Raw genomic sequence first — 23,070 nt, 5'->3', positions numbered from 1 at the left:
ATTTGCACCACCAAAACGGCGAGGTAGCTCAGTTGGTTAGAGCGCAGGATTCATAACCCTGAGGTCACGGGTTCAATTCCCGTCTTCGCTACAAAAAACCGCAATCATTGATTTAATGATTGCGGTTTTTACTTTTAAAAGATTCATAACTTCACCTTTGAATTCTCTCAAAAGATTTTCCTTTGTAAGGATTTTTGTCTTTCTATAAAACATTCAGGGAAAATAATGATACTGCTTCAAATTTATTATAGTTTTTATCAGAGTTTTCTTTTTTAAGGCAGACTCATGGTTTTATAGTTCTCGTATTCGTCTTATTGTTGCCCTTTTTTGAAAGATCTTGTTTTTTATACCCAAACCCTTTACTTAATTAAATAGTGCTTGTAATCTACTGTTTTAAACGAAGAAATAGGATAGGGATTTTCTGCAAACCATTACTAGTATTGTAATTTTAAAATATACCATAAAAATAAAACCCGCCTTACAATCTGTAAAGCGGGTTTTATTTTTTGTTCAGGTGGTTTTATCATACCTGATATCCCAATAGCTTTCTGATCTGATAAAAGAATCTTTCAATCAGTCGCAGATCCTGTGTTACAATCTCTGCACTTCCTCTAAGCTCTTTATCAAATGTAAGCGTTTTGTTGTAGCTTGTTTTTAATCCTTTTGGTAAAATCACATCTACATAGTAATTTCCTTTTTCATCAGGAATGAGAGATATGTTCTGCACCTTTCCTTCGATGATACCATATTCCTGGAATCGGTAGTTGTCTAGTTTTATTAATACCTTCTCACCTGGGGTAATTTTTCCTGAGTTGGTTGTAGGAACAGACATTCTGCCTACTAACTGTTCTTTATTTTTAGGAAGAATAGAAATGATGGGTTCACCTACTTTTACAAACTGATTCTCTCCAAAAAACTGTTGGAAACTGGCAACGCCGTCAGTGGATGAAATTACAAGATAGTTCAGCTCCCACTGTTTTAACGATTTTCGCAGCTGCTCAAGAAGCTGTAAGGTTTGTGAAGAATAGGTAATTCTATCTTTTTCTGTATTAATGGCAGTTCCGCTTTTGGTTTTATTTAGATTGGAAACTCCTTCATCCATTTGTGATATGGAGATTTTAATATTCTCAAGGTTTTGCTGGGCCTGAAGATATTTGATCTTCTCGTTTTCAAGTTCCATCGCTGAGATAACTCCTTGGTTGAATAATTCCTGAGATCTGCTGAAGTTTTTCTTAGTCAGATCATATTTTATGGACTCCAGGTTTTTCTGTTGCTTTAACGTTGCAATTCTTATTTTATATTCAGAAATACTCTGATTGGCAGCAAGATTTTCAGGTGCATAAGGTTGTAATCTTGTAAAAAGCGCTTCATCCTGAAATGCTTTCGCAAAGCTGTTGTATTCTCCTTGTAATTCTCCCAGTTTGAATCTCGATGCCTTAGCAATAGGGAAGCTATATAATTTATCAGGTGTAATAGAGTCTACCAGGTTTTTCAATTCTAAAATATCCTTGTAGTTTGCAGTAGACTGCATCACCATCAGAACATCATTCTTTTTAACTTCCTGATGGTCTTTTATGAAAATTTTTTCAATTTTGGAGCTGGTTCTTGCTTCTATTTTCTCCGGCGGATTCTGAGAAGTCACAATAATAGGTGCCGGTACAAATTCCGGATATTTTATGATGTAGCTCATTAAGAGAATAAGCAGGAGGATAATGAATATAACGGTATTTCCCCAGCGGATCATCCAATGTGGCGGCTGGGTAAGAATATCCTGTACGCTCTCAGAGCGGAGTTCTATATTGTCTAAAACGTCTTCTTTCATTGTTCTGAGGTAAAATTTCCCATCATTTTAAAGGGGAATATAATTTAAATAATTGGGCAGATTCTATCACACTAAGATGGTGGAGGAATATCTGCCGGATATCAAAATGTTTTTATATTAAGCTTTTCGGATTCTATTATGACTTAGCTTCCTAGTTCAAGCTGGTTTCTTACAAGTCTGTAATATTCGCCTCTTAAATCTACCAATTCAGCATGGCTTCCTTCTTCTACCACCTTTCCCTGATCCAGTACAATGATTTTATCGGCATGTCTTACTGTGGAAAGTCTGTGGGCAATGACAACAGCTGTCTTGCCTTTGAAGAACTGCTCAAGATTTTCCATAATCACTTTCTCGTTATTGGCATCCAGTGCAGATGTTGCTTCATCAAATAAAATATATTCCGGAGATTTATAAACAGCTCTTGCGATAAATAGTCTCTGCTTCTGACCTCCACTGACTCCAACTCCTTCATTTCCGATTTTCGTGTTATAACTTAACGGAAGACTTTCTATGAATTCTTTGATATTGGCAATGTCTACAGCACGTCTTAGCTTTTGTTTGTCAATATGATCTTCACCAACAGCAATGTTATTGGCAATGGTATCATTGAATACATAACCTTCCTGCATTACCACTCCGCAATGATCTCTCCAATACCTGGGAGAAATATTTTTCATATTGGTATTCCCGATTTTAATCTCACCTTTATCCGGATCATAAAACTTCATCAGCAGTTTCAGCAGTGTTGTTTTTCCGCTTCCGCTGGCTCCTACAATAGCTGTTGTCTGCTGATATGGAATGGTAAGGCTTAAGTTTTCAAAAACCGGAACATCGGAACCAATATATCTGAATGACATATCTCTGATCTCGATATCTTTTTTGGGAAGATCTGTAACATAATGCTCATTTTTATCTTCTTCATCATCTTTATCGTGAATTTCTCCTAGTCTTTCAAGAGAAATTTTAGCATCCTGAGTCTGCTTGATAAAATCGATAAGCTGTAGAAGCGGGCTGTTTAGCTGGCCAATGATGTATTGAACAGAAAGCATCATCCCCAACGTAAGATTTCCACTTAAAACGAGCTTTGCAGAAAGGAAACTCACCAGAATATCTTTCATCTGATTGATAAAGTTACCTCCAACAGATTGCCACTGCTCTAATGAGAGTGATTTTATTCGGATTTTAAATAGTTTTACCTGAAGAAATTCCCAGTCCCATCTTTTTTGTTTCTCAGCATTATGCATTTTAATTTCCTGCATACCGTTGATAAGCTCGATTACTTTACTCTGTTCCTGAGATACCTGAGAGAATCTCTTATAGTCAAGTTCTTTTCTCTTTTTCAGGAAGAAAGTGATCCAGCCAACATATAATACAGCTCCTACAAGATAAACGATGAAAAGCCTGTAATCATAAAATAATAATACAATACTGAAGATAATAAGATTGACCAATGAGAATAATGTATTCAGTGAAGAGCTTGTTAAAAGCTGTTCAATTCTGTGGTGGTCATTAATCCTCTGCATAATATCTCCGGTCATTCTTGTATCGAAGAAACTTATAGGAAGCTTCATTAATTTAATAAAGAAATCGGAGATGATGGATATATTAATTCTTGCTGAAAGATGGAGAAGGATCCAGCTTCTGATAGTCTCAATTCCCATTCTTCCCAGGAAAAGCATAATCTGTGCAAGTAACACCACATAGATAAAATTAATATCCTGGTTCTGTATCCCGACGTCTACAATACTCTGGGTAAGAAACGGGAATATCAGAGAAAGTAAACTTCCTCCTAAAAGCCCTATGGCTAGCTGTACAACAAGTGTTTTATACTTAAGAAGATATTTGGAAAGGAATGTAAAGCTTGCCTTACTTTCTTCAGCATCAAATTCTGTCTGAAAGAATGCCGGCGTAGTTTCAAGAATCAGGACAATTCCTTCTTCTGTATTTTCGTTGGCATTTTCTCCAATCCAGGATTTGATGAATTCTTCCCTGGTATAAGTGATGAGCCCATAACTGGGATCTGAAATATATACTTTATTGTTTTTGTCAATTTTGTATACCACCACAAAATGGTTTTTATTCCAGTGTGCTATACAAGGGAAAGAAACCTCTTCTGTGAGGGTGTTGAAATCAATCTGGACACCCATTGAACGGAATCCGAGGTTTTCTGCAGCATCGCTAAGCCCAAGAAGGCTGCTTCCTTCACGTGTTGTTTCGGAAAGGTTACGAATCTGTTGCAGGGATATACTTTTACCATAATACTTACTTACGATCCTGAGACATGTAGGACCGCAGTCTTTAGTATCTGGTTGCTTATAAAAAGGAAATTTTTTTTTCAAAACTACTACTCATTATAAAATGCCGTCAATGAATGACGACATTTTTACTTTAATTCAATTATAATTCAATGAAATGGTAAACGGGAAATCGTCCCATTGGTCACCGTTTTCTACTCTTTTACATCTTTTCAGATGGTTATTTTGTTTTTCCTAAGATAGTGAAATTTTTAAATGGATGAGATTTATTTATTATATCTCATCATCCTCTATTAATTCATCAATAAAGAATAAAATATCTTCACGATCATATTTGTCAGGGAACTGATATCCGTTGATGATAAAGATCGGAGTAAAGTTTAATCCTGCATTACTGTTTTCATTAGTCATCTCCACCATTGGGTTAAGGTTTTCTGATGTTACAGTTCCTCCGGAAAGAGCATTGATTTTGCTTTCATCCTTGGTTTCGAACCATTCTTCTACTGCATGTAAAAACTCTTTTTCGGGTTTATTATGGTAAATATGAGTTAAGTCTGAAAGAAGCTGTGTGTATTTTTCAGGAGCTCTGTCCGGGGTATAATTAAATCTCATCTGCAAAGAAAGAGTATCCGGATATTTCTCCAAAAGACCTTCCACCAGTTTATGAGCATCTTTACAGAAACCACAATATGGATTAGAAACGATAGAAATACGAAGTTTAGCATCTCTTTTTCCAACAGCAAAAGTTTCAGTATCCTGAAATTCTATTTTGGGATTCTGTTCCATCTGGTTTTTGAACAGCTCATAATTTCTTTTGAATCTAAGGTTTTTTGCATTCGATTTTTGAAGTGTTTCCTTTTGCTCAAGTAGCGTGTTGAAATAGATCACTGCAGAGAATACAAGAGCCCACAGAATGACAGTCAATAAAAGCGTTCCCACACTGAATGACAGATTCTCGAAAAATAAGCTGCTTATTACAATTTGGCCTGCCAGGATTGAAATAATTAAAAGACATACTCTACAGAATGTTTTTTCTACAAATGCCTGAATGTATAGAGAGTATCCGATGGCAAGTACAGAAACGAATGTAAATCCTTTTACGATATAAGCTGTGGCAGGTAAGAACAGACCCAATACGGCAAGTCCTGCAAAATAGATAAGAGAAAAATCTGCAAATTTTAACCCTAAAATACTGGTTTTATCCTGTTTGATAATCTTATCACATGAGTTGGCTGTCTGGGTTGCTGCAGCCCCTCCGCCTCCGCATATACTTCCGATGACAGTAGAGGTATTTCCGAATTTCTGGTTGAAAATTTCCAGAGAAATATAAACTCCTGCTAACGAAAGAACATTAAAGAGGGCTTCATAAATGGTTTGGCTTATAAAAGAATAAGCAAGAACAGCAGCAAAAATGAGGTAAAGAACCGGTTTGAAATTGAAGGTCAGTTTGCTTTCTGCATTTTCAGTTTTTTCAAAAAGGAGTACGAAATCTGTTGATTTAGTATAAAGTTCTTCTTTACCTAAGGTCTTTGCTTTTTCTGAATATACTGAATAATTACTTCCTGACTTCTTTACCAAAGAAAATGAATTCTCAACAATGGCAATAAATTCTTCCGGAAGTTCATCCCAATATTCTTTGTCAAGTTCGTAAGCATCATTTTTAACTCCCATAAAGTTCAGAGTATCGCTGAATGCCAGTGCAGATGGGTAATTAGGATGGGAGTTGAACTGAAAAATAAATTCCTGTTTATCGAGTTTTAGATGGTTAATTAGTTTGTCAAAAATCATATTAATATTTTTATCTAAAATACACAGATGTTTTAAATATACAAAAAAAAATTTCCTTTATTAGTGAGATATAAGTGGGTATTGATAGATTTTATTTGATCCTCAGTATTTTATTCTATAGGATTGTAAGCTAAAAACCCGTTTTACAACACAAAATTGTACTCCTAAACAAGAGATGGATCTCTTTCTAGAAATCCTGTAGTATTCGGTGTTTTGATATCTGTAGCAGGTTTTGTTTTAAGAGAAATAAATGATATTCTTACAGGTTGTATTTTGAAATTTTCAGGATGAAGTTTACAATAAACTTTACTTATGTGAGTGAAATGCTCTTTTATTTAGGTAAAAACAGAATTAATAATAGCCTAAAAATGATTCAGATATTTCGCAATTTTTGAGGTGAAAATTTTAGAAATATCACATCAAATACTATAGATAACTCCAATTTTTAAAATAGCAAAAACAGGATAGAAATGGAATGCTTTTTATCTAAGTAAATGTTTTATTTTTTGAATTTTTCTTAGCTTATATGGATTTAAACCTTGTTTTGGATGTTGTATGTCGTTGTTTTGTGTGATTTGTGACAAGATGGAATGAACTCAAAAAAACTTAAAAAATCATAAATTTTTCATAAAGTTTTAAAAAAGGATGGAAATGTTTTTGTATTTATAAAATATGTCGTACTTTTACATCGCCTTGAATGAGGGAACAAGTCAAGGTAATAAATTTTTTTTCATCATTTGTGTTTTTAGAATCGTATCGCCTGATACGATTCTTTTTTTATGTTCTCTCATAATTTAGAAGAAGATCTATAAAGTAAGAATACGTGACTGAACCTTCCTGCTGATTGCTTTTCAGAAACAGATTATTGGTAAATCCAAAGAAATCATCCAGCCAACCCTGGTGACGGAAAATGAAGCTTTTTTCATAAGCACGATCTCTTTTCATTGCTGGAGAATAATGATGAAGAATATTCTTTACAAATTCAGGATCTTCCTCTGCAATGAATCTCAAAAGACTTTTTAAAGTGAATAACTCTGTACTGTATTTTAACTCCGGATTGCCGGAATGAATCCCTATCAAATATCCCACAAAATTAGCCTCCTGTTCTCTTGCGAAGCCTAATTGATGAGAGCTTTCGTGGGCGGTTGTGAAGGGAATGAAAGTATGAGGTAATTCAGAGTTATACTGAGCTTCTGCGGTAAAGGGATTATAGTATCCGAGAATGCCTGTAAAATTCATTACATTCTTGAATAAACTGGGTTTGATATCCAGTATCTGAGGAGCTCTTTTATCCGAAATATAAGAAGGTAATGTTGTCTGCTGATTCAGGATTTCCTTTTGGATAGAAGTTAGGTCAGTGATGATAAAAACGCCCTTATTGTCCTCATGAACAGACTGTCGGGTTTGTCTGCATTTTTCAAGATAGATAAGAGCCAGTTTTTTTGCCTTATTCACATTGGGTTCTTCCTGGCTTGAAAGTTTTTGAATAATAGGAGTCTGGAAATACAACATTCCCCAAAACATCTGATAAATGAAATAAAACAGATTCATGATGATCAGTATCTTTATCATCGAATTATTTCTTCGTTGCTTTTTGAATAAAGTAATGAAATAATATAAAAGAAAAGCTGCGAGAATAATATAAATCAAATCTCCAACAGAAAACGGAGCCCAACTGAACAGTATCTGGTGAGCTCTTTTCTGAAATTCAAAAAAGCTTTCAAAAAAAGAAATCATCACTTTGGATTTTGAGAATCCATAGAACAAAAGAAATTGGGCAAGTAATACACCTGCCCAAAATCTCTTTTTCTTATATATTTTTGTCGTTATATTAATGACCATTACCTTTAGATACTTTATCCAGATCAATACCCTGAGCCTTCAGGATTCCACTTACACGGATTGCATAGAATGCAAGATAAGCAAAACAAATAACCCCTACGATATAACTGAAATGGATATTCGTTAGATCGGCAATATACCCTTGTATAAAGCTTACGATACCTCCACCCATAATCATCATAATAAGATATCCTGAACCTTGATTGGTGTGTTTTCCAAGTCCGTTAATTGCCAATGCGAAAATACATGGCCATAGAGTAGAGCAGAAAAGACCTACACTGGTGAATGCATATACAGATACCATTCCGGTAGTAAACATACCAACAAGTAAAGCTGTGATCCCTGCTAAAGAGAAGATCAGAAGCATTCTTGCCGGGTTTCCTTTACTTAAAATATCACAGATAATCATCGCAATAATGATAAATCCATATACATAGAACGGAGAAAGATCATGATGAGCAAGTGCATTTACAAATAAAAATACCCCAAATGCAAGATAAGGTGCTAAGAACCTTAAGACCTTTTTGAATCCTGCGTTTACGTCAAATGCTTCTACAGCACCTGTCCAACGGCCAATCATTAATGATGCCCAGTATAGAGAGATGTAAGGAGCTACATCTTTTGTTTCAAATCCTAGATTTTTTTCCATATAGGCAGGAAGATTACTTGCCGTAGAAACTTCTACTCCTACATAGACGAAGATGGCGATCATTCCCATGACCAATTGAGGATACTGGAATGCTGATTTTCTGTGCTCTCCCGGAGTTGTGTCATCTGTATCCTTAGTGTTAGTAGGAGTTACAGCAGGAAGAGAAGAAAATTTAAGCATTAAAGCTACAAGCGCAAAGGCTGCTCCCAATATCAGGTAAGGTATTTTTACACTTTCTATACTTGCTTCTGTATTGGCAGCACTTGCAGAACCAAAAATGGCAAATGCAACGATAAGCGGCCCGATGGTTGTTCCTAGGTTGTTGATTCCCCCGGCCATTGTTAATCTCTGAGATCCTGTTTCTGTAGGGCCTACCTCAATCGCAAGCGGATTGGCAACAATCTGTTGAAGAGAGAATCCTAAACCTACAATAAATAATCCGGAGATCATTAAAGGGAAAGAATGCATATTGGCGGCAGGGTAGAACAGTAGAGTTCCCAATGCGGAAATCAAAAGTCCTACAATAAGGCCGTTTTTGTACCCGATTTTGTTGATCAAATCCTGTTTCAGACTCTTTGATACAATCATATAAATTAAAGAACCTACAGTATACGCTACATAAAAGCATATCTGCACCAGCATACTTTCAGTTTGAGATAGATTGAAGGCTTTTTGAAAAACTGGGATCAGAATATCATTACTGGCTGCTACAAATCCCCAAAAGAAGAATACAGTAACCAACGGAATGAATTGTGCCCAATTGGTTTGTTTAGAATAATTTGACATATTTATTATAGATTTCACAAACAAATATAACTATTTCCTTTCAACGGAATACCTGATTAAGGTTTTTTTTATTGTCTCATAAGCCTCTGCCTTTAAGTCTTTTGGCGAATCTGTAGGCTCCATGATTCCATTGAAATACACTTTTACTCTTCCAGGATAGCCTTTTGAGTTTTCAAACGGGAACATTTCCTTGAGTCCCACAAAGGTATAAACAGCTATAGGAGATTGATGTTTTGAAGACAGCATGAAGGCACCGTCCTTAAAATCATCGAGGATAACAGAAGTGTCGTCAGGTACACCACCTTCAGGAAAAATAGCAATACTGTTGCCTTCCTCCATCTTCTCTGCGCATCTGCGGTATACATCGGCTCGGCTTTTTGCACTGGCCCTGTCTACCATGACACAAATCCTTTTATATATGGTTCCAAAAATAGGAATCTTTACCAGTTCTTTTTTTCCTACAAAACAAATCGGATGATCCGGAAACAGGATGCAGACAAGCATAATATCCATAATGGACGTATGGTTGGAGATAAAGACATAAGGGATGTTCTTATCTTTTACCTGTTCCGAAAGGTTCGTCAGATCATATCTGAAGCCCATTCCGTAAAACATGCCGAAACACCATAGTCTGACAAGTTTATAGCCGTATTTATAATGCTTTTTATTAAAGGATAAAATATAAACCGGGATTCCAATAATGACTGTCAGAAAAAATGCCAACAGTAGCAGCCAGAATCTCCAGAGATAATTTAAAATTTTTGTCACAGCTTAACCGTTAAAAATTACTTTCTTCTTTATCGAATAATTCAGAATGGAAACCAGCAATATTGCTGCAATTTTGCTGATCATTTCCGGGCTCAAGGTATAAAAAAATAAATTGATATTATCCTTAAAAATGAAACTGTAGAATATTTGGAAAAAACCTAAGCTTAGTAATGTTGAAAAGAAAGAAACAACCATGAAATAAGCAAACTCTTTTCTCTTCGAATGCTTTCCCCTTTCAAATACAAACCAGATACTCAGGAAGTAGTTGGTAATAATCCCGCAGCTGGTAGAAAAAATATTACTTAAAGGATAATGTATCCCATAGAAGTTGGTTTCCTTTACAAAGAAGTGCGGAAGATAGGTGCTGAAAATCTTAAAGCTGCCTATTTCTATAATGGCACTCAGTCCTCCTGCAATGATGAAGAACAAAACCTGTTTCTGGCGTAAGAGTATTTCTTTCATGTAATGAGTATAAAACTAAACATCTTTGTCCATACCGGATAGTGTACTGAAGTGATCTATATCCCAGCAGATAAACACCTTAGTGAATTCCTCTTCATAATAATGGTTTTAAAATACCAATAATTACATAGCTTCACAATATGGATATGCAAATTTATAACTATATGTTAAACACTGAAAAAAGTTGTTAAAATATTTTTTTTAATAAAAATTATTTCTAATTTTAATATTCAGAATGATGTAATAATGACCTGATAATAAATTCATTTTCAACTCCTTGTGTTGATGGTTTTTTCTATCTTGTAGTGCACGGTTAAGCGCATATACTCCAACATTTTATGACCCAATTATTAATAATATTTGTATGAAAAGTCAAAACAAATACAGAAAATTCCAGCTTCAACAGAAAAATATTGAGGCTCTTGAGAAAGAAAATTCCCGCTTCAAAAGAGTGTATTCTGAATATGAAAATATGTCAAATGAATTGTGGAATCTTGAAAACTCCAACGGAGAACCAGTGCCTGATGATTTTATCAATGCAATGGTATTACAGACTTCCTATCTGGAAGATGAAATAGAAGACTGGCTCTTACAATTCAACGAAAAAAAAACACAAATCAAACATTAATGATTTTAGACAGCTTCCAGGTTGTTTTTAAACGCTAATTGAAGATAAATTCCTAATTTAGCACCCTTAAATTAAAATCTAAAATATGGTTGCTATTGTAGATAGTGGTTCTACTAAATCGGATTGGGTAATACTTGATGACTTTAAGAAGGTTTTTCTGAAAACAGAAACAATCGGTTTCAATCCGAATTTTATCAACAGAGAACTTATCGCTCCTGAGGTGCAGAAAAATAGCAATCTGATGTCCCTTAAAAATTCAATTACCAAGGTCTATTTTTATGGTTCCGGATGTGGTGTGAAAAAAAACTGCGAAACCATAGAGGAAGAGCTGAAGAAGGTTTTTGTAAAAGCAGAATTTATTGTGAAGGAAGATCTGATGGCTGCGGCCTATGCAGCATACAGCGGAAAACCTGCTATCGTGTGCATTCTTGGCACAGGATCAAATTCTTGTTATTTCGACGGTGAAAATGTAAAAATAGAATTACCTTCATTAGGATTTATTATTGGAGATGAAGGAAGCGGCAGTGCGATAGGAAAACAATTGCTGCGCAGATATTTCATGAAAAAACTGCCTTCAGACCTTCGTGCCGAATTTGAAGCCAATTATCTGCTTACCGTAGAGGATGCATTGCAAAATATGTATCATACGACAAGACCAAATGCTTATTTGGCAGACTTTACCAAATTTGTGATCGAAAGAAAAGATCATCCTTATTTCAGGGATATGGTTTTTGAGGAAATGAAAAACTTCTTTGAATACCAGGTAATCCCCTATGAAGAAGCTAAAGACGTTGAAATCAATTTTATCGGATCTATCGCTTATTATTATGAAAATATACTACGTTCTGTAGCTACAGAACTTAATTTAAATGTGGGACATGTTGTGCAGAAACCAATAGAAAGCTTAGTAGATTACCACATTAAATATATACTTTAACAAAAAACCAAATTTTATGTCAAGTAACAACAATCGTGACGAAAAGAACTTTAGCCAGGCAGCGCTAGATTATCATAAAGCAGAACCCAAAGGAAAAATTGAAGTAATCCCATCAAAGCCACACTCTTCTCAAAGAGACTTGTCATTGGCTTATTCTCCGGGAGTAGCTGTTCCTTGTATGGAAATTCATGATAAACCGGAAACTGTGTATGATTATACAGGAAAAGGAAACCTGGTAGCAGTAATTTCTAACGGTACTGCCGTACTTGGACTGGGAGATATCGGTGCTGAAGCTTCAAAGCCGGTAATGGAGGGGAAAGGGCTTTTATTCAAGATCTTTGCAGATATCAACGTATTTGATATTGAGATCGATGAAAAAGATCCGGATAAATTTATTGAAATCGTAAAAGGTATCGCTCCTACTTTCGGAGGGATTAACCTGGAAGATATTAAAGCTCCTGAAGCTTTTTATATAGAACAAAGGTTAAAAGAGGAGTTAAATATTCCTTTGATGCATGATGACCAGCACGGAACCGCAATTATCTCTGCTGCTGCATTGATCAACTCTTTGCAAATTGCGAATAAAGATATTGATAAAGTGAAAATGGTGGTGAATGGTGCGGGAGCTGCAGCTATTGCATGTACCAAGCTTTATATTTCATTAGGACTGAAAAAAGAAAACGTCCTGATGTGTGACAGTAAGGGGGTAATCAATCATAAGAGAGAGAACCTTACTCCTGAAAAATTAGATTTCATTGCTCAGACGGATATCGAAACATTAGAAGATGCTGTAAAAGGGTCTGATGTTTTTGTGGGATTATCAAAAGGAAACGTAATGACTCCTGAAATGTTGTTGAGCATGAGCGAAAATCCTATTGTATTCGCTTTAGCTAACCCTGATCCGGAAATTGCTTATGATCTTGCCCTTGACACTCGTAAAGATGTAATCATGGCAACAGGAAGAAGTGATTATCCTAACCAGGTAAACAATGTACTGGGATTCCCTTACATTTTCCGTGGAGCATTAGATGTACAGGCTACAGGAATTAATGAAGACATGAAACTGGCTGCTGTACATGCCATTGCCGATCTTGCAAAAGAACCGGTACCGGAAGCTGTAATTTTAGCATACAACGTTCAGAACTTACAGTTCGGAAGAGAATATTTCATTCCAAAACCTTTTGATAACAGACTGATCACAAAAGTATCAAGTGCTGTAGCAAAAGCGGCTATTGAAAGTGGTGTTGCCAGAAAAACCATTACGGATTTTGAAGAATACGAGCACCAGCTTTTAGACAGAATGGGAAGAGATGAGAGATTGGTAAGAATGATGCAGAGCCGTGCAAAATCCAATCCGAAAAGAATCACCCTTGGAAATGCTGAAGAATACAATGTATTGAAAGCTGCCCAGATTCTTTATGAAGAAGGAATTGCTTATCCAAGTCTTTTAGGAGATAAAAAATACATCAAGGAGCAGATGGAGCGTTACGGAATTACCCTGGATGTTCCGATCATTGATCCAAGTGATGACGATCAGAAAGAAAACAGAAAAAAATACAGAGAAACCCTTTGGAAACTTCGTCAGAGAAAAGGAATGAACGAGTACAAAGCAAAGAGATATGTACGTCAGAGAGATTATTTCGGACCTCTTATGCTTAGACATGGAGATACTGATGGTCTTATCGTAGGATTCTCTAAAAACTATACATCAGTTTTACGTCCTGTTTTGGAAGTTATTGAAAAAGATAAAGGAGTAGACAAAGTAGCGGCCATGATGATGATCCTGTCTGAAAAGAAACCTATTTTCTTCGCAGATACTTCTATCAACCAAAATCCTACTTCGGAAGATCTTGTGAATATTGCTAAAATGGCAGAATTTACAGTGAAATCTTTTGCTATCGAACCAAGGATTGCCATGCTTGGATTTGAAAACTTTGCTGCCATCTCTGAAACCTCTAAAAAAGTAGCAAAAGCAGTAAGTATTCTCCACGAGAAATTCCCTAAAATGGTTGTAGATGGTGAAATTCAACCGGATTTCGCTATGAATGCAGACCACCTGAGTGATTACCCATTCTCAAAATTAGGTACTACACCAGCGAACACCTTCATCTTCCCTAACCTTGAAAGTGCTAATCTTTCTTACAAAATTATAAGAGGGATGAAAGTAGCACAGGTTATCGGGCCCATCTTAATGGGATTAAAGCAGCCTGTTCACGTACTTCAGATGCGTTCAAGCGTAGATGAGATTGTAAACCTTGCTACCATTGCTGTTCTTGATGCGCAAAGAAGAGAGAAAAAATAATACAGAATGGATGGCATTACCGAAAATAAGTAATCCATCTCTCTTATTTAAAAAATGACACTTTAAACCGTGTTCAGATAGTAAAAAGACTCCATATTTTGGAGTCTTTTGTTTTTATGTTAATTCCTTGAATTCTTATTTGAAATTTAAGTTAAAAATCATTCGTACATCAAATGAAAACATTAATTAGTTTAAATTGCTATATTTGGGAGTTTTAAAAATTAATAATGATATTTTCTTTACAAGGCACTGTTCAAGAACTTACGCCTACCTACGCTGTCATTAATGTACAAGGAGTTGGTTACTATGTGGGAATCAGTTTGATGACCTCACAAACGCTGGTTTTGAATCAGCAGACCTTTTTATTTATCCAGCAGATCATCCGTGAAGATGCCCATCTTCTCTTTGGGTTTAACACACGTTCAGAAAAAGAAATGTTCAATCTGTTAATAAGCGTTAATGGAGTAGGAGCTGTTTCAGCACTTATTCTGTTGTCAACATTAAGCCTTGATGAGATTGCTTCTGCCATACTTTCCGGAAACAGTGCATTGATCCAAAAAGCAAAAGGAATTGGTGCAAAAACTGCTGAAAGAATTATTGTGGATCTTAAAGATAAAGTACAGAAATACAGTGATCCGAATGCGAACATTTCTGTAATGGCGGATAATAAAATTAAGGAAGAATCGTTATCTGCATTAGAAGTTTTAGGCATTCCTAAACGAACGAGCGAGAAGATTGCGGATAAATTTATAAAACAAAATCCAAGCATCTCGGTAGAAGAATTGGTTAAACAAATCTTAAAAAACATTTAACATTTGGTGGCGAATATTAAGCATCTTAACATATTTTTGTTCCTGTCGTTCCTGTGTATGTCTGTCAGTGCTTTTGCACAGGCACAGAAAGATACAGCGATCATAAGAAAACAATATGAAGTGGCAGACCCTACGAGGTACGAAGCCTATTACGACATAAAAACCGGGATGTACTATGTGTATCCCAAAATTGGAAATACCATTACAGGTCCTCCTACAGCCATGTCTCCGGAAGAGTATAAAGAATATATGCTTGCCAGCCAGACAAAAGCTTATTACAAGGAGAAATCTGATAAATATAACCTTCTTTTCAGAAAAGACAGATCCGATGCAAGAAAGCAGGGGCTAATTCCTTCATTGTTAATTAATAACAGGCTTTTTGAAACAATTTTCGGAGGTAACAAAATTGAAATCATTCCTTCCGGGTATGCATCCCTTGATTTTGCAGGACTTTACCAGAAAATAGATAACCCGATGATCCTGCCGCAAAACAGGACCAGTTTTACCTTTGATATCGATCAGAGAATTCAGCTGGGATTATTGGGGAAAGTAGGGGAAAACCTTCAGTTAAAGGCCAATTATGATACCCAGAGTGGTTTTGCTTTTGAAAACAGAATGAATCTTGTTTGGCAGGCAAAAGGAAGCTGGAAAGATCTTCAAAGTAAAGGTCTTGGAAATGTAGATAAACCCAACGAAGGAGGAGAAGATAAAATCATCAAAAGAGTTGAGTTTGGTAACGTAAATATGCCGCTTTCAACCAGCCTTATCCGTGGTTCACAATCATTGTTTGGGGTGAAAACAGAGTTTCAGTTAGGAAAAACATTTGGAACGGTTGTTCTTTCCCAGCAACAGGGAGAGGCTCGTAATATTGTAGTTCAGGGTGGTGGTGTGATGAACAACTTTAAAGTCAATGCGATTGACTATGAAGAAAACCAGCATTTCTTTTTAGGGCACTATTTCCTGAACAAATATGATGATGCCTTACTTAATTACCCACAGATCAATTCAACAATCAATATTACCAGAATGGAAGTCTGGGTACTTGATCAGGGGAACAGTAATCTCGCGTATCAAAAAAGTATTATCGGGATCAGAGACCTTGGAGAAGGACCTGGAGGAGTTACTCTGCCGGATAACTCGTTGAACGGTTTGTATGATGAGGTATCTGCAGTAGCCGGAACAAGAGAAGCAGGGAAAAATTACAATGCTCTTTTTCAAGGGCATGTCTTCCCGGGAACACCTACTCCCTATAGTAACGGAGAAGAATTTCTTCTTGCTACAAAAGCGAGGAAACTGAATGCTAATGAATTTACCTACCAACCTCAGTTAGGATATATTTCATTAAATCAAAAGCTTAATGACCAGCAGCTTTTAGCCGTTTCCTACTCATATACGGTTAACGGAAGCAATAAAGTATATAAAGTAGGAGAGTTCTCTGAAGAAAGCCCGGTGTTGATCACCAAAGTATTGAGAGTAAACAATAAAGTGAACACTCAATCTCCGATGTGGGACCTGATGATGAAGAATGTTTATTCCATGGATGCAGGACAGGTATCTCCAGATGGTTTTATTCTGAATGTTTATTACAGAGATCCAAAAACAGGAGGTAAAGTAAACTATCTTCCAGACACTCCTGTAAAAGATCAGAACTTATTGAAGTTATTCAACTGGGACCGTCTTAATATGAACGGCGATATCCAGAACAATAAAGACGGAAGTAAAGGAGACGGTATTTTCGACTTTGTCAATGGGATTACCATCAGACCGGAAACAGGAAGAGTGATTTTTACCAAAGTACAGCCTTTCGGTAAATTTCTGGAAGCAAAATTAGGTACAAGTGATCCTCAATATGTATTTCAGGATCTTTATACCAAACAAAAACAACAAGCGTCCGCCAGTAACCTTTCACAGAGGTATACAATGGAAGGCCGTTATAAAGGTGTTCAGGGGCAGGGTATATCTTTAGGTGCAGTAAACGTTCCTCAGGGATCAGTAAAAGTGGCTGCAAATGGAGTACAGCTTACAGAAGGTGTAGACTATACCGTAGATTATATGCTTGGTACGGTTACAATCATTAATGAAAATGTAAAACAGTCCGGACAGGCAATCAATATTTCACTTGAAAACCAATTGACATTTAATACCCAAAGAAAAAGATTCTTAGGATTAAATTTAGAAAGAAGATTTAGTGAAAACTTTATCTTAGGAGGAACGGTGATCAATTACTCTGAGTCTCCACTAACCCAGAAAGTAAATTTCGGACAGGAAGCGGTAAACAATACCATGGCAGGAATCAACTTGATGTACAACAATCAGGCTCCTTACCTTACAAGATTGACCAACAAACTTCCAATGGTGAAAACCGAAGCTCCATCTAACTTAAACTTCAAGATGGAAGCGGCGTACTTGTTACCTGGATTGAATAAAGGCACAAATAATCAGTCTTACATTGATGATTTTGAACAAACAACTTCTAAAATATCATTAAAAGAACCGGCAGCATGGAGCCTTGCTTCAAAACCGGAAAAAAATACACTGCCGCCATTTAATACAGTACCAGGAGATGACGATATAACGAGTGGATATGGAAGAGGACTATTAACATGGTATAATATCGACCCTAGATTCTGGGGCGTTGGAGGAAAAGCACCGGCAGGAGTTACCCCACAGTCTGTATCTAATCACGCTTCCAGAAGAGTACAATATTCGGAGATTTATAATAACAGAGATTTCGTAGCAGGAGAACAAACCTTTACGAATACTTTCGATATTTCTTACTTCCCTAAAGAAAAAGGACCATACAACGTAAACCCGTTAACGGAACAGGCACAAAGCAGATGGGCGGGGATCATGAGATCGATCAGCGTCCCGAACTTTGTTACTTCAAACATTGAATACGTTGAATTCTGGATGATGGATCCATACGCAGATGGTAAAACACTGGGTACTGATCCAAAACTTTTACTTCACTTAGGAAACGTTTCTGAAGATGTATTGAAGGATGGAAAAATGCAGTATGAAAATGGATTGCCAACTCCAGGTACACCATCTTCTACAACGAATTCAAACTGGGGAATACAGCCAAAACAACCACCAATTTTATATGCCTTCTCTACAGAAGGAGAAGACAGAAAAGTGCAGGATGCAGGATATGACGGTCTTACTTCTGATCAGGAAGCTATGAGATTCGGAAATACATTTGTAAACCCGGTAACCAATATTGCTGACCCTGCAGTGGATGACTTCGTATTCTATCTTTCTGATAAATTTACAGGAAGCCAGGCAGCTTCTGTTGTAGAACGATACAAATATTTCAGAAACCCTGAAGGAAACTCAGAAGCCAACTCTCTGAATGTGGCTTCACAAACTCCGGATGCTGAAGATATCAATAAAGACTATAACCTTGATCAGACTGAAAACTATAATCAGTATGTGATCAAACTTGATAAGCAAAGTTTAGCGCTGGGAGGGAACAATATTGTAGATGTAAAAACAGTAAAAGCAACATTCCAGAACGGACAGTCTTCAGATGTTAAATGGTACCTGTTTAGAATTCCTGTAGCAAATTATGATCCAGCTGAAGGTACACACGAAGATGAAGTATTAAATAACGTAAGATTTGCAAGATTGATGCTTGCAGGATTTGATCAGACCTCTACTCTGAGATTCGGAACAATGGATCTTGTAAGATCAGACTGGAGAAAGTATACAGGTAAAATTGCAAGTTTAAATGTTACTAATCCAGAAGAAGGAACAGGAACTGTGACAGATCCTAATTTTGAAATAGGAAGTGTAAATATTGAAGAAAATGCATTGAATCAGCCTCCATATGTATTGCCTCCGGGAATTGACAGACAGGTCTTGAGTGGAAATGCAGGAGCACAGAGACAGAATGAAGCTTCACTTTACATGAAAGTGAAAGATCTTAAAACTGAGGCAAGAGGAGTATTCAAAAATACAACGTTGGATATGAGAAGATACAAAAAGCTGAAGCTGTTTGTACACGCTCATGATCCATTGAACAGAGTAATTGGACTGGATGAGAATACCAAATTCTTTATCCGTTTCGGAAGCGATGCTACTGATAACTATTACGAGTATGAATCATCTTTAAGAATGACTCCTACAACAGCAACAGCTCCTATGGAGATCTGGCCAATAGAAAATGAAGTTGATTTTGATGTTCAGAACTTTGTAGATGCTAAAATCAGAAGAGACAAATCTGGTGTAGCCATTACGAATAGAACAGTTGATACAGGATATCAGGAACCTTATAAAAATATTTATATCAAAGGTAGACCGAGTTTAGGAAATGTTACCACCATTATGATTGGGGTAAGAAATGCAGATCCAAGAACAAACTCTACTATATCAAGAGTTCTTTGGGTAAACGAAATCCGTCTTTCTGAAATTGAAAATGATGGAGGGTATGCAGGAAATGCCAGCTTAAACTTTAATATGGGAGATCTGGCAACAGTGAATGCCAATGCCTCGTATACCTCAGTTGGTTTCGGGAATATTGATTCAAAACCTGCGGAAAGAACCCAGTCTACTCAATCAGCATTCAGTATTAACACTGCCATTAATGTAGATAAATTCCTTCCTGAAAAAACCGGAGTAAAAATTCCTTTAAACTATTCTTACTCGCAGACTATTGAAGATCCAAAGTACAATCCTCTGGATACCGATGTAGAATTCAGTAAGGCGCCCAACAAGGAGCAGTTGAAAAAAGTAGCGAGAACGTATACTCAGCAGAGAAGTATCGGAGTTGTCAACATGCATAAAGAAAGAGTAAATCCAAATAAAAAGTCTAAGTTTTATGATATTGAAAACGTTTCAGTAACGGCTGTTTATAACGATGACTATTTCAGAGATATCTATACCAAGAGAAATTATAGACAGTATCTGAGAGGATATATTGATTATAACTACACGTTTAAACCGTGGGTATTGAAGCCTTTCAACAAGATAATCAGTGATACCGCAAAGTCTACAAAATATCTGAGATGGGTGAAGGAATTCAATATTAACCCAATTCCTACAAGAATATCTTTCAGAACTGAAATCGACAGAAATTACAACGAGCTTGAGTTCAGAAATGTAGAAGCTATCCTGAATGGTGACATGAACAATAATTTTGATGCTATCAGAAACAGAAACTTCTTCTTTGGATGGCAGTATGGATTAGGATTCAATTTCACAAAATCATTAAAACTGGAAATCAACTCTGCCACCAGAACGCTGAATGATAATCTGGATGTGAATTCGATGGACAGCAAGTCAATCTTCGGAAATGTATTCAGAGCCGGAAGACCGGTATTGTATAACCACAGAGCACAGTTAAACTATAAATTACCATTCCAGTATCTGCCTTATCTGGACTTTATTGATGCGGAAGTAGGATACGGATTTACCTATAACTGGGCGGCAAGATCTACTTCGTTGACTGGATTTGTGGATCCTAACAACAATAATAAAACAACAAGTTTAGGATCTATAGGCCAGAATACGAATGTGATTCAGGCAACAGCTTCTGCGGATCTTCCGAAGTTCTTTGGCCAGTTTAATTATTTCAAAAATATTAATGCCAAACTTCAGAAACGCAGACAGGAAATGGACTCTCTGAATAATGTGTATGCGAAACAGTGGGAGAAAAACAGATACAGATATAAGAAATATAAATTTAAGAATAAGCTTACTCCACTTCAAAGTGCAGCATTCTTATTGACTTCTTTCAAACAGTTAAACGTAAGTTATAACGAAACGAATGGAACAGTACTTCCGGGACTAATATCAGCTCCAAACTGGTATGGATCTGGACAGACACTGGGTGGACCAACTCTAGGATTCCTTTTAGGATCACAGGCTGATATCAGAAGAACAGTAATGGAAAACGGATGGGTGAGTGATTCCAATTATATGACGGATCCATACGTAAGAATGTCGACCAAAGAATTGAGAGCAGACCTACAGGTGATGCCGATGAATGATTTAAGAGTTGACCTTAATGTGTTGCATACTTTTAACAGTAACTTCTCACATACAGGATTTAACTATATCAATGGTGGGGTTTCTGATCCGGACTTTACATTTGCCAGCGAGATGACCACCTATTCCAATACGACAATGCTTCTTAGTACATCATTTAAAGATGGGCAGGCAGTTTATCAGGCAATCAGAGAAAATGCAAGAGCCCTTTCTCAGCAGTTGGGAGGTCCTGGAGCGGTATTGGATAACAATGGATTTGCTAAGCACTACAGTATTGGAAATGCCTATGTATTGATTCCTGCCTTTAGAGCAGCGATGGAAGGGAAATCCGTGACGCCTATGGGCAATCCTAAAAAATCAGGATTCCCGTTACCAAACTGGAGAATTACCTATTCCGGATTGAAAAACATCCCAATGATCAGTGGGCAGTTTACGAAGTTTGATATCTTACATGCCTATACCGCTACCTACACTGCAACAGGTATTCAAAGCAATGTAGATTATCACGGTAATCCGGACGGATACTATCAGACAGTAAATGATGCAGGAACTGTAGTCAAAAACGATGGCGATAAGATCAATCCATATACATTTGCACAGGTTGGATATGTAGAATCTTTCTCACCGCTTATCGGAGTAGATGTTACCATGAGAAACAATATGCAGTTTGGGATACAGTACAACAGAACCAGAATGATGGTACTGGGGTTAGTTAACCAGACGCTTACCGAAGATGCCAATACAGAATATGTTGTAAGACTTGGGTATATCATCAGAAACTTCAGATTAGGAACAGCCAATATCAGGGGAAGAGGAACAAGAGGAAAAGGTAGTGATCTTAACATCAGAGGAGATATTTCATTAAGAGACAGTAAAACATCCATTATGAATATTCTGCTAAATGATGCACAGGTTACTGGAGGACAGAGATTGATGAATATCAAACTTTCCGCAGACTATAACGTTTCCGAAAACCTGAACCTGAGAGTATTCTATGAACAAATGACCTCGAAGTATAAGATCTCCACAGCATTCCCGCTGTCTACAGTGAGAGCAGGTATTTCTGCCACATTTACATTCGGAGATTCCGGAGGTGGATTCTAAAAATAATACAAACATAAAAGTCCTTCAGTTTTGAAGGACTTTTTTTATATCCAATATTTGAAGCTACTATATTTTTGAATACATTTGTACAAAATAAAAATTAAAAAATGAACACACCATCAGAATTAAAGTACACGAAAGATCACGAATGGATCAAGATCGAAGGTAACGTTGCTACAATTGGTATTACAGACTTCGCTCAGGGAGAACTTGGAGATATCGTTTACGTTGACGTAGATACTGTAGATGATGATCTTAATGGAGGAGATGTTTTCGGAAGTGTAGAAGCAGTAAAAACGGTTTCAGATCTATTCTTACCTATCGCTGGAAAGGTTATTGAGTTCAATTCAGAATTAGAAGCTCAGCCTGAACTGTTAAATACAGATCCTTATGGAGACGGATGGATCATCAAATTGGAAATTGCTGATGGGGCAGATCAGTCAGAGTTACTTTCTGCAGATGATTACAAAGCTATCATTGGATAAGATTTCAAAAATATTTAGTAAGATATTGCCCATTTATTGGGCATTTCTTACTTATATGCTTCTCAAACCCGGAGAAGAAAACCATGAATATTGGTTTATGTTCAGCGGTATAGACAAAGTATTGCATCTCAGTATATTTGCTGCCTTGGGGTTCTCTTTTATTGCCGCATTCCCAAAAATAAAATTCTCATACTTTTTTCAGATCATTCTTATCTATGCATTCCTTACAGAAATCCTGCAGGAAGAAATGGGATTAGGGAGATCTATGGAAACATTGGATATCGTAGCAGATACTATTGGATGTCTGCTAGGATACTTTACCTATAAGTTATTAGTCAAACGTTTTTTCTGATTATTCCTTTGGAAGAGCTAATCGATTCATATTCCTATCCTTCAAACTTGACATTCTAACTCTCCAATCCTCAAACTCTGCAACTTATTC

General features: G+C 36.6%; 14 protein-coding genes and 1 tRNA gene. 8 read left to right on the top strand and 7 right to left on the bottom strand.

Annotated features, from left to right (window positions below):
- Positions 1-17: 17 nt before the first annotated feature.
- Positions 18-91: transfer RNA gene (locus tag ACWPWS_RS24425), tRNA-Met, on the top strand.
- A 432-nt stretch (positions 92-523) separates the two neighbouring features.
- Here the strand turns inward: ACWPWS_RS24425 and ACWPWS_RS24420 are convergent.
- From ACWPWS_RS24420 to ACWPWS_RS24390, 7 genes are all read right to left on the bottom strand, one after another.
- Complete coding sequence (locus tag ACWPWS_RS24420; protein WP_454048216.1) at positions 524-1,822, bottom strand: HlyD family secretion protein; 1,299 nt, start codon at positions 1,820-1,822, stop codon at positions 524-526.
- Between the two features lie 143 nt (positions 1,823-1,965).
- A complete protein-coding gene (locus ACWPWS_RS24415) occupies positions 1,966-4,161 on the bottom strand; it encodes a peptidase domain-containing ABC transporter (protein ID WP_209786039.1) in 2,196 nt (731 codons plus the stop codon).
- 189 nt (positions 4,162-4,350) lie between these two features.
- A complete protein-coding gene (locus tag ACWPWS_RS24410) occupies positions 4,351-5,865 on the bottom strand; it encodes a thioredoxin domain-containing protein (protein ID WP_454048215.1) in 1,515 nt (504 codons plus the stop codon).
- 777 nt (positions 5,866-6,642) lie between these two features.
- Positions 6,643-7,602, bottom strand: a complete 960-nt coding sequence (locus ACWPWS_RS24405; RefSeq protein WP_454048214.1) for a DUF3810 domain-containing protein — start codon at positions 7,600-7,602, stop codon at positions 6,643-6,645.
- A gap of 94 nt (positions 7,603-7,696) precedes the next feature.
- Positions 7,697-9,142, bottom strand: coding sequence for an MFS transporter (locus tag ACWPWS_RS24400; protein ID WP_454048213.1), 1,446 nt, complete (start codon positions 9,140-9,142; stop codon positions 7,697-7,699).
- Between the two features lie 30 nt (positions 9,143-9,172).
- Positions 9,173-9,910: a lysophospholipid acyltransferase family protein gene (locus tag ACWPWS_RS24395; RefSeq protein ID WP_209786035.1), complete on the bottom strand. Its 738-nt coding sequence runs from the start codon at positions 9,908-9,910 to the stop codon at positions 9,173-9,175.
- A 3-nt stretch (positions 9,911-9,913) separates the two neighbouring features.
- Complete coding sequence (locus tag ACWPWS_RS24390) at positions 9,914-10,372, bottom strand: GtrA family protein (RefSeq protein ID WP_105684656.1); 459 nt, start codon at positions 10,370-10,372, stop codon at positions 9,914-9,916.
- A 364-nt stretch (positions 10,373-10,736) separates the two neighbouring features.
- Between ACWPWS_RS24390 and ACWPWS_RS24385 the strand changes: the two genes are divergently transcribed.
- The 7 genes from ACWPWS_RS24385 to ACWPWS_RS24355 all read left to right on the top strand — a co-directional run bounded on the left by ACWPWS_RS24385 (position 10,737) and on the right by ACWPWS_RS24355 (position 22,980).
- On the top strand, positions 10,737-11,000 hold the full coding sequence (locus ACWPWS_RS24385; RefSeq protein ID WP_105684657.1) for a hypothetical protein: 264 nt from the start codon (positions 10,737-10,739) through the stop codon (positions 10,998-11,000).
- 85 nt (positions 11,001-11,085) lie between these two features.
- The gene (locus tag ACWPWS_RS24380; protein WP_209786034.1) at positions 11,086-11,937 is read left to right on the top strand and encodes a BadF/BadG/BcrA/BcrD ATPase family protein; all 852 of its coding nucleotides are present in this window, start codon (positions 11,086-11,088) and stop codon (positions 11,935-11,937) included.
- A 16-nt stretch (positions 11,938-11,953) separates the two neighbouring features.
- On the top strand, positions 11,954-14,239 hold the full coding sequence (locus ACWPWS_RS24375; RefSeq protein ID WP_209786033.1) for an NADP-dependent malic enzyme: 2,286 nt from the start codon (positions 11,954-11,956) through the stop codon (positions 14,237-14,239).
- A gap of 227 nt (positions 14,240-14,466) precedes the next feature.
- Positions 14,467-15,051 carry a Holliday junction branch migration protein RuvA gene (gene ruvA / locus ACWPWS_RS24370; protein ID WP_454048212.1) on the top strand — a complete coding sequence of 195 codons (585 nt, stop codon included), beginning with the start codon at positions 14,467-14,469 and terminating at the stop codon, positions 15,049-15,051.
- A 57-nt stretch (positions 15,052-15,108) separates the two neighbouring features.
- Entirely contained in the window at positions 15,109-22,143 is a 7,035-nt protein-coding gene (gene sov / locus ACWPWS_RS24365) for a T9SS outer membrane translocon Sov/SprA (RefSeq protein ID WP_454048272.1), read from the top strand.
- A 107-nt stretch (positions 22,144-22,250) separates the two neighbouring features.
- Positions 22,251-22,628, top strand: coding sequence for a glycine cleavage system protein GcvH (gcvH, locus tag ACWPWS_RS24360; RefSeq protein WP_105684663.1), 378 nt, complete (start codon positions 22,251-22,253; stop codon positions 22,626-22,628).
- 25 nt (positions 22,629-22,653) lie between these two features.
- Positions 22,654-22,980, top strand: a complete 327-nt coding sequence (locus ACWPWS_RS24355; protein WP_348635074.1) for a VanZ family protein — start codon at positions 22,654-22,656, stop codon at positions 22,978-22,980.
- Positions 22,981-23,070 lie beyond the last annotated feature (90 nt).

It is taken from the genome of Chryseobacterium sp. Marseille-Q8038, from assembly GCF_965111995.1.
Note: the sequence above shows the minus strand (reverse complement) of the source record. Positions and strands in the feature narration are given on the sequence as shown.